The sequence below is a fragment of the Bartonella numerosa genome, from assembly GCF_037070845.1.
Classification (GTDB): domain Bacteria; phylum Pseudomonadota; class Alphaproteobacteria; order Rhizobiales; family Rhizobiaceae; genus Bartonella.
Genome location: NZ_JAYMZI010000005.1, coordinates 58981 through 72412, shown reverse-complemented (window position 1 = coordinate 72412; position 13432 = coordinate 58981). Strand labels below are relative to the sequence as shown.

The 13432-nt window shown below is 38.8% G+C and carries 13 protein-coding genes and 1 tRNA gene; 10 read left to right on the top strand and 4 right to left on the bottom strand.

Annotated features, from left to right (window positions below):
• Positions 1-114 precede the first annotated feature (114 nt).
• Positions 115-327: a DUF3126 family protein gene (locus tag WCP75_RS03275; protein WP_336276821.1), complete on the top strand. Its 213-nt coding sequence runs from the start codon at positions 115-117 to the stop codon at positions 325-327.
• Positions 328-366: 39 nt separating this feature from the next.
• Here the strand turns inward: WCP75_RS03275 and radC are convergent, their stop codons facing one another.
• The 3 genes from radC to sfsA are packed head-to-tail and all read right to left on the bottom strand — an operon-like array spanning position 367 to position 2718.
• Entirely contained in the window at positions 367-1161 is a 795-nt protein-coding gene (radC, locus tag WCP75_RS03270; protein WP_336276820.1) for a RadC family protein, read from the bottom strand.
• A gap of 17 nt (positions 1162-1178) precedes the next feature.
• A complete protein-coding gene (gene map, locus WCP75_RS03265) occupies positions 1179-2009 on the bottom strand; it encodes a type I methionyl aminopeptidase (RefSeq protein ID WP_336276819.1) in 831 nt (276 codons plus the stop codon).
• Between the two features lies 1 nt (position 2010).
• Positions 2011-2718, bottom strand: a complete 708-nt coding sequence (gene sfsA / locus WCP75_RS03260) for a DNA/RNA nuclease SfsA (RefSeq protein ID WP_336276818.1) — start codon at positions 2716-2718, stop codon at positions 2011-2013.
• A gap of 341 nt (positions 2719-3059) precedes the next feature.
• Here sfsA and WCP75_RS03255 point away from each other — a divergent pair, with 341 nt between their 5' ends.
• From WCP75_RS03255 to ttcA, 4 genes are all read left to right on the top strand, one after another.
• A complete protein-coding gene (locus WCP75_RS03255; RefSeq protein WP_336276817.1) occupies positions 3060-3890 on the top strand; it encodes an RNA methyltransferase in 831 nt (276 codons plus the stop codon).
• On the top strand, positions 3890-4702 hold the full coding sequence (gene murI, locus WCP75_RS03250) for a glutamate racemase (protein WP_336276827.1): 813 nt from the start codon (positions 3890-3892) through the stop codon (positions 4700-4702). The genes WCP75_RS03255 and murI overlap by 1 nt, the downstream gene beginning before the upstream one ends.
• 168 nt (positions 4703-4870) lie before the next feature.
• Positions 4871-5488 carry a 30S ribosomal protein S4 gene (rpsD, locus tag WCP75_RS03245; RefSeq protein WP_336276816.1) on the top strand — a complete coding sequence of 206 codons (618 nt, stop codon included), beginning with the start codon at positions 4871-4873 and terminating at the stop codon, positions 5486-5488.
• Positions 5489-5805: 317 nt separating this feature from the next.
• A complete protein-coding gene (ttcA, locus tag WCP75_RS03240) occupies positions 5806-6660 on the top strand; it encodes a tRNA 2-thiocytidine(32) synthetase TtcA (RefSeq protein ID WP_336276815.1) in 855 nt (284 codons plus the stop codon).
• Positions 6661-7533: 873 nt separating this feature from the next.
• On the opposite strand, the gene lexA is transcribed toward ttcA, so the two are convergent.
• Positions 7534-8199: a transcriptional repressor LexA gene (gene lexA / locus WCP75_RS03235; RefSeq protein ID WP_336276814.1), complete on the bottom strand. Its 666-nt coding sequence runs from the start codon at positions 8197-8199 to the stop codon at positions 7534-7536.
• Between the two features lie 574 nt (positions 8200-8773).
• Between lexA and WCP75_RS03230 the strand changes: the two genes are divergently transcribed.
• The 5 genes from WCP75_RS03230 to WCP75_RS03210 all read left to right on the top strand — a co-directional run bounded on the left by WCP75_RS03230 (position 8774) and on the right by WCP75_RS03210 (position 13377).
• A tRNA-Lys gene (locus WCP75_RS03230) sits at positions 8774-8849 on the top strand.
• A 374-nt stretch (positions 8850-9223) separates the two neighbouring features.
• Complete coding sequence (locus WCP75_RS03225; protein WP_336276813.1) at positions 9224-10108, top strand: septal ring lytic transglycosylase RlpA family protein; 885 nt, start codon at positions 9224-9226, stop codon at positions 10106-10108.
• A gap of 354 nt (positions 10109-10462) precedes the next feature.
• A complete protein-coding gene (locus tag WCP75_RS03220; protein WP_442894944.1) occupies positions 10463-11641 on the top strand; it encodes a D-alanyl-D-alanine carboxypeptidase family protein in 1179 nt (392 codons plus the stop codon).
• Between the two features lie 27 nt (positions 11642-11668).
• The gene (gene tmk, locus WCP75_RS03215; RefSeq protein WP_336276811.1) at positions 11669-12310 is read left to right on the top strand and encodes a dTMP kinase; all 642 of its coding nucleotides are present in this window, start codon (positions 11669-11671) and stop codon (positions 12308-12310) included.
• 11 nt (positions 12311-12321) lie between these two features.
• Complete coding sequence (locus tag WCP75_RS03210) at positions 12322-13377, top strand: DNA polymerase III subunit delta' (RefSeq protein ID WP_336276810.1); 1056 nt, start codon at positions 12322-12324, stop codon at positions 13375-13377.
• The last annotated feature ends 55 nt before the right edge of the window (positions 13378-13432 follow it).

Genomic DNA, 13432 nt, shown 5'->3' with positions numbered 1-13432 from the left:
ATTATAAATAATCAATATTTAGAATAATTTTTTTACGTTCTTTACAGAATCATGTGATCATTTTATTTGTTAAGAGGAAACTGATTAGCAATTTAAATAAAATAGGAGGGTGTGGTGAATGCTAATGAAATAAAAAAACTCGATAGTTATTTAAAAAGCACATTCCAAAATTCAGCACTACAAGTAAGAGGACGACCTAAAAAGAGCGATTCTTGTGAGGTTTATATTGGGGATGAATTCTTAGGTATCATCTATCGAGATGAAGATGAGGATGAATTATCCTATAATTTTTCTATGGCTATATTGGACATTGACCTTGAAAGTTAGAAAATTATTGAATGAAGAAAACCTTCATTCAGTGAAGGTTTATATAAGCTTTAATTCTTTAAAACTTGTGTGGTTATTGCGTCCGATGATGATGTGATCGTGGATAACAATTCCCAGTGCATTTGCTGCGTCTTTTAATCTGTATGTCATTGATATGTCTGCTTGGGAAGGTGAAGAATCTCCGGAAGGATGATTGTGGATTAAGATAAGCCCTGATGCGGACAATTCTAAAGCTCGAGAAATAACTTCGCGAGGGTAAACAGGAGTATGATCAATCGTTCCAACCTGTTGCACTTCGTCAGAAAGAAGGCCGTTTTTCTTATCAAGAAACAAAATGCGAAACTGTTCACGTGTCTCATGAGCCATGACAGCCTTACAATAGGCCAATACTTTATCCCACGATGAAAAAATATCACGTTTACGTAGCTCTGCTCGAGCAAGACGTCCCGCAACATCTAAGATAATCCTTAAGTCTGTTGCCGTCTCTGGACCACATCCCTGAATTTCTTGAATTCGACGAGAATCCGCCCCCAATACCTCAATTAAAGAGCCAAAACGTTCCATTAACCTCTTAGCTATAGGCCTCGTATTCGCTCGGGGGATAGTGCGAAAAAGCAATAATTCGAGGTATTCATAATCTTCGAGTCCGTTTCCTTTTGTCTTTAGGTAACGTGCACGTAGACGTTTGCGATGTCCTAGATAATAGTTCTGTGTTTGTGAATTTTTCTGAGTCTTTTCATTTTTTTGTTTTGATATTGGGGCCGATGGAGAACTTGGTGTTGATGCAAAATTCTTACTTTGGCTGTCTCCCTTTTTATTTGATTTTTTAGCCATGATATTTCTGTATTTACTCAAGAGTATGAATTTGGGATATAAAAAATATCTTTAGGAGATTGTGTAAAGATTTCATATCCTTTGTTTGTCACACCTATAGTATGCTCATATTGTGCGGTCAGCGACCTATCGCGCGTAACGGCGGTCCAGCCATCGGATAAGATTTTAACATGTGGTTTACCAAGATTTACCATGGGCTCGATTGTGAACATCATGCCTTGTTTGAGTTCTACTCCTTCTCCAGGATTCCCATAGTGTAGAATATTCGGAGCGTCATGAAAAAGTTGACCGATTCCGTGTCCACAAAAATCTCTCACGATTGAACAACGTTCAGACTCAGCATAGCGTTGAATGGCCGCGCCGATATCACCTGTAGTCGCTCCGGGTTTGACTACAGAAATCCCTCTCATGAGGCTTTCATGCGTTATTTTCAGTAAGCGTTCTGCAGCTCGCCTAATTTTGCCAACAGGATACATACGGCTCGAATCTCCATGCCAACCATCAAGTATAAAGGTGACATCAACATTAACAATGTCTCCCTCTTGTAAGAGTCTTTCATTTGGGATACCGTGGCAAACAACGTGATTAATGGATGTGCAACAGGAATGGCTGTATCCATGATAATTTAAGTCAGCTGGCAAAGCTCCTCGATCAGCACCAAAAACAAATACAAAATCATCAATTTCTTGGGTAGTAACGCCGGGTTTAATTATATCTACAAGCGCATCTAAACATTCCGCAGCAATACGACCAACTTCCCGCATTTTGGCAAAGGCGTGGTCGTCAAAGATGCGAATCTGTCCATTAAGTTTCAAGGGTACTTTGTTGTATTCGACGTAATCAATCATTTTATTTTCTATTTTCTATTTTTACTCGGTGAATCGGAAAAATACCTTTTGTATTTACTTGACATTTTACAGCAAAAAATTCTACCCCTGATTTTTTCGCTAAGTCAAATTTACATCCGTAAATGGGGTCAAGATCATGGCAAATTGCAAAAGTTCCGCAGTCTTCCCTTTGTATGACGTAAAGCATGGCGGCTCGCTTACCTTGTTGCACAATTTTTATAAGCTCATCAAGATGACGCGCGCCGCGTTTTGTTTCGGTGTCAGGAAACTCCGCTAAACCTTTCTCGCGAACATAGTGGACATTTTTGATTTCTAGGTAACAGTCAGGGAGAATGCTGTCACAAAGGAGAAAGTCAATGCGAGATTTTGTGCCGTAGCGTTGTTCTTTCAAGATCGTCTCATACCCGCTTAATTCAGGTAATAGACCGCTTTGAATTGCTTCTATCGCGAGCGTGTTAGGTAAGATTGTATTGACTCCAATCAAGGTATTATCTTTTTCGACAATCTCCAATTGATATGCGTATTTTCGTTTCGGATTATTGTTATGAGAAAGCCAAACATTCGATCCGGGAGTTGTCAGTCCAAGCATCGATCCTGTATTAGGAACTGATACCGTGAAGATGTTCCGGCCATCTTGTGTAACGTCTGCGAGGAAACGTTTGTAACGGCGAACGAGCCTTGCAGGAAAAAGTTCAGTGGCAAATAGCATGTTCCCTTTTAAAATGCATTATGCCACAATTCAATTAAAATTATAAATTTCGATGACCGGATTTTAGGAGATGAAGGTACGCCAAGGATATACCGATGTGAAAAGGCTCAAAGAGGCTTGCGTAACATAAAAAAGTAGAATTTTTTACAATTTGTTGTTTGCATCTTTTAACCCGCTTAGAATCTCTAATTTTGTTTCTTCTTTTGTTTAAAATGAGGTAAAAGTGTCCGTAACGTGGTAAAAATTGGTGATAAAAGTTTACTTTATATTTTTTGAAAAGGTTAAATCGGTAAAAAATAAGCAATGATAAAGCATAGTTCATAAAATTTTAGGTGAAATCGATGGCTGGAACAAACAAAAATCGTGAAAACTTAACAAAAGGCCCGATTATCATTTTAGTTGAGCCGCAACTACCGGAAAACATCGGTATGGTGGCAAGAGCGATGGCAAATTTTGGACTCTCTCAACTTCGATTAGTTAAGCCTCGGGAAGCATTTCCAAACGAAAAAGCCAAAGCTACGGCTAGTAGGGCTGATCATGTAATCAATAATGCTGTAATCTTCGATACATTACGCGATTCAATTAGAGATTTGCACTACGTTTTTGCTACAACAGCGCGTGAAAGATGCGGTTTCAAAACTGTAAAAAGTGCTGTTGAAGCAGCCAGTGTATTGCGTCAACGTGAAAATATTGGGCACAATACAGGAATTTTATTTGGTAGAGAAAGATGGGGATTGGAAAACGACGAAATTAGCCTCGCTGATGAAATCGTTACTTTTCCAGTTAATCCTGCTTTTGCGTCACTTAATATCGCGCAAGCAGTCCTCCTCATGTCTTATGAGTGGATGAAATCGGGTTTGAATGATGTGAGTGACACAGCTTTTCGTGCAGAGAAAACGCAGCCTGCCAACAAAGAAATGTTTCATGGTTTTTTATCCCAATTAGAAGATGCATTGGATATTCGCGGGTATTTTAGACCTCAAGAACGTAAAGAGATAATGGTTGCAAATGTGCGTTCTGTTTTTACACGCGCCAATTTTAGTGAATCAGAGGTTTGCTTGCTACGAGGGATTATATCTTCACTAGACCATTTTTCTCCCAAATTTCCGAGGGGTAGCAGAGCACCAGAAAATATTGATCGCAAAAAAAATCAAAGTGAGCGTAAATGTTGATGGTTGAACAGCCTATCCTTTTTTTTGATAGTGGGGTCGGAGGTCTGACTGTTTTACGGGAGATGCGTGTCCTTATTCCTGAAGCGCAGTTCATTTATGTTGCTGATGACGCAGGGTTTCCTTATGGAACTTGGGAAGAAAATGCCTTAAAGGAGCGCGTTATAAAGATTTTTAGAAATCTTTTAACGCTTTACAGCCCTGGTTTGTGCATAATCGCTTGTAACACCGTTTCTACAGTGATGATAGGGATTTTGCGAGAAAAGTTTCCGCACATCCTTTTTGTTGGAACGGTTCCTGCGATTAAAGTGGCAGCTAAGAAAACAAAGTCTGGACTTATTTCCGTTCTTGCCACTCCCGGGACGGTTAGGTGCGCGTATACACACGAATTGGTTAGTTCTTTTGCTGAACAGTGTCATGTTCAGCTTGTTGGGAGTATGAAACTTGCCGAATTCGCTGAAAGTTATTTACGTGGAAAACCCGTTAATTCTAAAAAAGTGCGTGATGAAATTTTGCCATGTTTTGTCGAGAGAAGTGGGAAGCGTACTGATGTCATTGTGTTGGCCTGTACGCATTACCCTTTCTTGATTGATTTATTGCGTGAGCAGGCTTTATGGCCAGTGAAATGGATTGATCCAGCAAAGGCTGTTGCTAAGTATGCGAGGTCGCTGTTGCCAGGAAAAATATGTCAGCAGAATGTAGTGAAGCATAAAAATTTTGCGTTATTTACGTCTCAGAATGTAACTCTTTTGACCGAACGTTTATTAAAAGGATTTGGCTTAGATGTAACGAAAGGAGTTGACTTTGGTTTATAAAGTGAATAAGTCTGCTTTGGGTTTTCTTTCGAGAAAATTTCGTTAGTTGACGTGTCCCGCGGGCGGTTCTGCGTATTGCGTTCTGGAGCGCCCTGTCGGTCTTCGTATTTGGGGGCAGAGGAGGGCGCGTTTCCTTGGGCGTGGTAGAATTTTTTTAGAGGAAATGCGATGAGTAAACGCGAAACAACAAAGTATAAAATTGATCGTCGTATGGGAGAAAATATTTGGGGTCGCCCGAAATCTCCTGTTAATCGCCGTGATTACGGTCCGGGTCAGCATGGTCAGCGGCGTAAAGGGAAGCTGTCTGATTACGGTGTGCAATTGCGCGCTAAGCAGAAATTAAAGGGATTTTACGGCGACATTTCGGAGAAACAGTTCCATAAAATTTATGAAGAAGCTTCCCGTCGGCGTGGTGATACAGGTGAGAACTTTGTTGGACTTTTAGAGTCGCGTTTGGATGCTATCGTTTATCGCGCGAAATTTGTACCTACAATTTTTGCCTCTCGTCAGTTTATTAACCACGGTCATGTTAATGTGAATGGCCGGCGCACGAATATCCAATCATATCGCTGTAAGCCGGGTGATGTAATTGAAGTTCGCGAGAAGTCAAAGAAACTCGTTTTGGTTTTAGAGTCTGTGCAGTTAGCGGAACGTGATGTTCCTGAGTATATTGAAGCAGATCATGACAAGATGAAAGCTACATTTACCCGCGTTCCTGCCCTTACGGATGTTCCTTATGCCGTGCAAATGGAACCGAATTTGGTTGTTGAGTTTTATTCTCGCTAGATGTTTGTGAGGTATTTCTATCTCCATTTCATTCTTATATCGGAGCCGTTGCACTGTCTTTGTTTCTTGTTCGCTTGTGGGTAGCGGTTTTTGAGGTAGTGATGTCAGAGGGTCTTTCCTGGACATGCTAGAGTGTTAGGGTTTTCGTGTCTGTCTCTCATGTCCGCTTATGATTTGGATCAAGTGCGTGGCCCAGTCTTTTCGCAATCTCTGTGGCCTTGTGTGCTGTCGCGAAGTGGTTGTTGTGCGTGTAGTATGTTTTTGCCTGTCGTGTAGACTACGGCATTGTAGATGGTGTTTCAACTGAATATTAAGCGATGGAAAAAAGCGTAGATAAAGCCAATTGTTCCGCAGAGGAAGTGGAGAGCTGTCATCCGATATTTCGGGCTGCACCTTCAACTGTTGAGTTCAATAAGTTACGTAAACGGCTTTTGCGCCATGTACGGCAAGCTTTTGATGATTTTTCTATGCTTTCTTCGGGAAAAAAGTGGCTTGTTGCTTTGTCGGGCGGAAAGGATTCTTACGGCTTGCTGGCGCTCCTTTTGGATTTAAAGTGGCGCGGTCTTTTGCCAGTTGAAATTTTGGTATGTAACCTCGATCAGGGACAACCAGGATTTCCAAAACATGTTCTTCCTAATTTTTTGAGCTCTTATCAAATCCCGTACCGTATTGAATATCAGGATACCTATTCAGTTGTCACAGATAAATTGGCGCATACGCAAACGTACTGTTCTCTCTGTTCTCGATTACGGCGTGGAAATTTGTACCGCATTGCACGCGAAGAGGGATGTTCTGCATTAATTCTCGGACATCACCGCGATGATGTTCTAGAAACGTTTTTTATGAATCTATTTCATGGTGGGCGGCTGGCAGCTATGCCCGGAAAACTTCTTAATGATGAAGGAGATATTTTTGTTTTACGTCCTCTCGTTTACGCTGCGGAAGAAGATATAGAAAAATTCTCTCAAGCAATGCAATTTCCTATTATTCCTTGTGGACTTTGCGGAAGTCAAGACGGTTTGCAAAGAAATGCGATGAAGGAAATGTTAAGAGACATTGAAAAGAAGATGCCAGGACGTAAGGATACGATGATTCGTGCTTTAACAAATGTCCGTCCTAGTCACTTACTTGATACAAAGATCTTTAATTTTAAAAATTTGCATGAAAGTTGAATATGACCAGAGGCGGGTCGTAATTTCTTCATAACTTTAAGCTGTAATGAAGGTATTACTAACAAAAAATAGAAAAGAACCGCGTGGAGTAATTCGTAAGAGACAATAAAAATTTATTCTAAAAATAAAAAGTCAAAGTTTGCTACATTAAGAGAGGAGTTATGGTGCTGTTTCGTACTTTTCGTGTCAGTTTGTCCCGGATGTTCGATTTTTTCCTATGTTACCAACTTAATGTGCAGAACAAACAATAAGAACTAACATATTGATTATAAAAAATATTAAAAATTTTCTATCATCCTAAGTATCCTAAAATTTATTTTCTTTGCAAAGGAAAGGTTTTTGTACCTATCACCCAATGTTGGTGGCATGTAGCAAGTTTTTATAAAATAAATTAATCCAGTAAAAAAACAACGATGAGAAAGACAAAGCGTAAATTCCCTCAATGTAGAGAGTTAGAATTTCAATGTTTAGTACAGCAAAACATAGCGTATATGGTGAGAACTTTGGCACTTTGTCATGATTATTTTTTTTACGATTCCAGCAACACATTAGAATGCTAGAAAACAACTGATTTAGGAAATTACTAATACACGTCCAGCTTGCCATCACAGCTCTTATATGAAATTTGTAATCTTTATCAAACTACTTAGAATCCACAACCAAGTTCTATCTCTAAAAAAATAAAATCAACACAGAACGCTACCGTGATGAGCACTACTTGTTTATATATTTGATAAAAAGCGCTGAATAACACTTTTATAATTTGAAGAAAATACCAATTTGTTTTTCGTTAAACATATACAAAAAAGTACTAAATAGCGCTACACAAGAATGCGCTCAGGATATCTCAGGTAGCGTTTTGCTTCCATACTTTCAATATTTTCTGATAAGTCCCACAAGTTTACCTTGTATTTGTACACGTTCCGGCTCGTACGTGCGGGCTTCGTAATGAGGATTTGCAGCCTCTAGCGCGATAGATGCTCCTTTACGTTGGTATCGTTTTAGAGTTGCTTCTTTTTTATCAATATATGCAACGATAATTTCACCTGATATGGCTACATTTTGACGTTTAATAATTATAGTATCTTTATCGAAAATGCCAGCTTCACTCATAGAATTATCTTTGACTTGTAAAGCATAGTGCTCACCTGAACCAATCATACACTGGGGCAAAGAAAGTGTATTTATTTTTTGCAATATAGCGGAAATCGGAACCCAGGCAGCGATTCGGCCCATGACAGGAATGGTAATATTTTTTTTACCTTCCTTTATTTCTGTTATACTAGGAGAGATTTTACAAGTCGAAGAAAAATTAAGTTCTATTTTGCCAGGAAAACGAACAACTTCCATTGCGCGGGCTCGGTTAGGCAAGCGGCGTATAAAACCCCGTTCTTCTAGGGCTGTAACAAGCCTGTGGATCCCAGATTTTGAGGCAAGCTCCAACGCGGTTCTCATCTCATCGAATGAGGGAGATACACCAGTTTTTTTTATATGATTATAGATGAACAAGAGTAGCTCATATTGCTTACATGTTAGCATTAAATGTTCCAATAAAAAAGCCGTCTAGGTATTTTTTAGTTAATTTACAAAACTTTACATACACATTATATCTTATCATTTACTTTTATAAGCAATAATAAATTAAAATTTATATTATTTATTAGTTCATCGTAGTTATAAATAAAATTTTATAAATGATTTTATTGTAAAATATATCTAAAGTTTAATTCTTTTCAAAGAAATACCGAAAAAATAACATCTTCCCAATTGAAGTAACAATCTCTTAAATACCTATCGACAATATCTCTCACGTATTCGCTCTGTTATTTTGCGAAAACGATAACATACATATACTTTCTTCCCTTGCATCTATTTTGTTCAAAGCCTCTGCAATTATATGCATTCTAATTATTGTCAATAGGTTTGAGCTGTTAGTTGTTTTTATCTGAATTTTAAAAGAAAGATCTGCATACATAGTGGCAATGAGAAGGAAAAATTAAAAAAAATATTAATAACTAAAATAAAGGACAATATTTCTTTTAAAAGGTGTTGACCAAATGAAAAGTCAACCGTATGTTTCACTCACTTTCTGCAAGCGGTACAGCTTGTTTGAGAGCGCGTAGCTCAGCCGGTAGAGCAACTGACTTTTAATCAGTAGGTCCAGGGTTCGAATCCCTGCGCGCTCACCATCCGTTTTTGTATGTGATTCTATAAACTTTTAGGCACACATCGGTGCCGACCTTTGGCTGTACGTTCTCTTTTTCATTGATTAGCGCAATCCATTGCCATCTGTTAGGACGTGTATTGTTCATTTGCGATTCACGCTAACATATTGATTCTTTTGTATTTTAAAGTATTAAAACGTATAGTTAGATGGTGTACACTTTTTTCGGTAATAACAAAAATGGTTAAAATTATATTAACCTCTTGATAAAAAGTAAATTTTAAGCATACCATGAACGTCGAAAAGGGGTAGTTTATGAATATAAGTTTTTGTCGTTTACGAAAAATGCGGTTTGTTTTTCTTCAGATAAATAATCGACATAAATAAGCGGGATGATAAATGTTTAAAAATAAAAAAAAAAGTACTTCTATCATTAAGTCGGCATCTCAAACTGCCATTATAATAGCTATTTCCCAATTATTAGTATCCTGTAGTACGAGCAAAATAGCGCAATTTGCAGCAAAAAGTTCTGATCATAATGAGATAAGTGAGGTGAAGACCGTTTCCAAACCTAAAAAGGTTTCAAGCAAACGAGATATCAAAAAGATTCCGGACAAACAAAATAAAACGAAAAAAAATAGTATCGGGTATGCTACTGTTGGTAAGCCATACAAAATAAAGGGGAAGTGGTATTATCCTCAACGTGATCCGGCTTATAAGCGTGTAGGGGAGGCATCATGGTATGGCGGGTATTTTCATGGGCGTTTGACTGCGAATGGTGAGATTTATGACATGAATCTCTTGACGGCTGCTCATCCGACGATGCCTTTGCCTAGTTATGCTCGTGTTACTAACCTTGAGAATGGATCTTCTATCGTCGTTAGAGTGAATGATCGCGGTCCCTTTATGAAAGATCGAATCATCGATTTATCGAAACAGGCTGCGACAATGCTTGGTTATGCGAATGCAGGTGTAACAAATGTTGAAGTGGAATATATATCTGAGGCACCCATCGGTTACTATGACGGCGCTTACTTAACGGCTTCTTATAGGTTTGGAGATCCAGGGGCATCTTTGTTGGCTTTATCAAGAATTCCGAGAGAAAAGCAAGGCATTATAGCAGAAGAACTTAATACAAACAGTCAAGAAGGCTTAATTAAAGTTGGAGTTAAACAAAGAATCTTAAATGGGGCTGATTCACTGAAATTGCCGGAGGTAGGTCCTATTTTGATTAATAAGCCCATTTCATTTGACCAAGTTGCTTTTGCGAATAAGAAATTTTAAAAAGCAAGGACAAGTTAGTTTCAATTGTTTTAAAGAACGGTGTGCTGTGCTGACTTTCTATCTATAATTTCTCTATGATAGGATAGATATCAAAAAAGGGTGCACGAGTTGTTCCTTTATTAAAAAAAGAGATCAGGCGTTGTTGTAATTGCAAAATAGGTACTACTTAAGGATCTATCGCGCTTTTGGTGTGTTAGTTTTCTGAAGTAGTGTTTATGCGAAAAACAGATGCATTCCGCTGATTCGCTTTCGCATTATGGATGGAGGGCGTGCTAAGCTGGCGACCTCCTTTCTGTACGTGCTCTCGTGCGGGTGGTTTTTGTGCCTGTTTTTCAGCAGTGGGGGGATTGGCTTGTGCATGCAACGTTAAGAGTTTTATTTATATTATTTTTTTTTACGCTGATGTCGTATAGGCAGGGGAAAGCGCAAGATTTTCACACTTCCGCGTCACAATTATTGCTAGTAGACGATGAAACAGGAGCAATTCTTTTTGAAAAGCAGGGGGACGTTGCTTTTTTTCCCGCTTCGTTGGTAAAATTAATGACTGCTGAGATTGTATTTCATAAATTGAAAGAAGGAGCATTGAGCAGCACGAAAACATTTAAAGTAAGTGAAAATGCTTGGCGTATGGGTGGGGCGCCTTCGGGAATGACCACTATGTTTGCGAAAATAAAAACAGAAGTTAGCATTTCTGATCTTTTGCGGGGTTTGATTATTGTTAACGGGAACGATGCGGCCATCGTCTTAGCCGAAGGGATATCAGGAAATGAGGAAGACTTCGCAAAATTAATGAATCAGCGAGCTAAGATACTCAAATTGTCGCACAGCCACTTTGTCAATGCAACAGGACTTCCTGAAGAAGGGCAGTTTGTGACACCGCGCGATATGATAGCATTGGCGCGTCATATTGTTCACGAATATGCTGATTACTATGCTCTTTATCGTGAACCCCATTTTACTTGGAATAAAATTTTTCAGCGTAACAAAAATCCCCTTATAGCCAAAAAAATTGGGGTAGAGGGATTCGGCTTTGGTTACAGTGAAAAAGAGGGCTTTTCAATGGTCGTTTCTATTTTGAAAAATCATCGGCGTCTTTTTTTGGCAATCAATGGTCTGCGGGACGGTAAAGGACGCACAAAAGAAGTAGAACGCATTCTTCAATGGGGAATCGAAGCTTTTGATCTTAAAACAGTTTTTGCAAAAGGAGAGACGGTTGGTCGCGCATCCGTGTACGGTGGATCACAAAATTTTGTTCCGCTCATTGTTAAAGAACCGGTGAGTTTTATGCTTTCAAATGAAAAAAAAAATAATGTTAAAGCGAAGATTAAATATCGTGGTCCACTGAAAGCTCCTGTATTTTTTGAGCAACGTGTTGGTGTTATCCAAATTTTAGAAGGTGAAAGGATTCTTCTTGAAAAGCCAGTTTTTGCCGGAGTCGACATTCAGGAGGGAGGATTTTTTGCCAAAGTGAAAGATGCATTGTATGAAATTACAATTGGGTGGTTACGAAAAGTATTTGTGGTACACGCTTAAATAATAAATAAGATTAAGGGGTGATACGTGCCTGGTTATTTCATTACATTTGAAGGAGGGGAAGGAGCAGGAAAAACAACTCAGGTTTCTTTGCTTAATCAATATCTCCACAGCAAAGGCTATAACGTTGTCACAACACGAGAACCTGGGGGAACTATCGGTGCAGAGATAATGCGCCACGTTTTGTTGACAGGTCAAACACGAGATTATGGGCCGATAATGGAGGCGGTTTTGCTAACAGCAGCGCGTTCTGATCATGTTTCCGAGCTTATTACACCTTCTCTGCAAAAAGGCAAAATCGTTTTATGTGATCGATTCATAGATTCCACGCGTGTTTACCAGGGGCTCAACAATATGATAAGCCCTTCCATTCTTTCTACTCTAGAATCTATCGCCACAAATGGGATAATGCCAGATTTAACATTTTTATTGGACGTACCAGCAGAGTACGGTGTAAAACGTGCAGATTTGCGAAGAAAAAAAACAGAAACAGCCGACTATTTTGAAAAAGACGAGCTGAACATTCAGGAACAAAGACGTCGAGCTTTTCTTCAGTTAGCAAAACAGGAACCTCATAGATTTCGTGTGATTGATGCGACTGGAGAAGTGGGGATTATCGCGCAAAAAATAAAAGACATCTTTGATCAAATAGTATTGGGTCATTTCTAATGAAAAACAATATGAGTTTCTTAAACAAACAAGATGATAACGATGCAATTTTTTTTCCTTCACAAAATGGCACAATTTTTGGCCATGAAGGTATTCGTCATTTTTTAGCAAAAATGCGTGAGAGTGGGCGTTTGCATCATGCATTATTGCTTGAAGGAGAGCGCGGTATTGGAAAAGCTACACTGGCATTTCACTTTTCTTGGAACATTTTAAGCTCTCAAAAAGGTGGTTTTCTCCAACCTGATTGTAGTTCAGTTATATGGCGCCAAATTGTGCAAGGCAGTTGTCCTGGTTTTTTGCATATCTCGCGTCGCTTTGATTTGAAAACGCAAAAATTGAGAACAGGTATATCCATTGATGATATTCGAGATGTTATTCGCTTTTTAAATCAAACGTCTCAGGACGGGGAGTGGCGCATTGTCATTATTGATTCTGCTGATGATCTCAACAAAAACGCGGCTAATGCAATACTCAAAATGCTCGAAGAACCTCCTGCAAAGGCTTTATTCATTATCATTACACACTCTTCAGGAAAACTGCTTCCGACAATTCGTTCACGGTGTCAACGGATATTCTTGCAACCATTACACGATAATGAGATGAGAGAGTTTATAAAAAATGTTTCTTATAATCGAGAAAAAACCGATGCAATTGATGAAAAAACTATTGAGACGATCATCCGAAAATCTGAGGGAATTCCCCGAAGAGCAGCCCTATTGATTTGTCATGAAGGACTCAAAATTACTGAAACTATCGATTCTCTTTTGGGTCAACCAATTTGCAACGTTGCTGCAGTACATGCTTTTGCGCAGACATTTAGCTCTCTTTCCTCAACTATCCAATTTCAGCAATTTTGTGATGAAATTCTTGATAAAATTCAAAAAAAAGCTCTCATGCTCGCCGAAATGAAAATGTTTGCTTTTTCTAAAAAGTTTGCACAAACCTGGCAAGAAATTCATCAAGAAATGGAGGAGGTACGATCGTTTAATATTGACAAAAAGCAATTCGTTATCAATTTGCTTTTTAGAGTGCATAGGATATTTCGGGAAAGTAAGCTTTTCCCGTGACAATGTGATTGTTAAGCGTTATGTCATTATATCTTCATGTGCGTTTACGATAGGT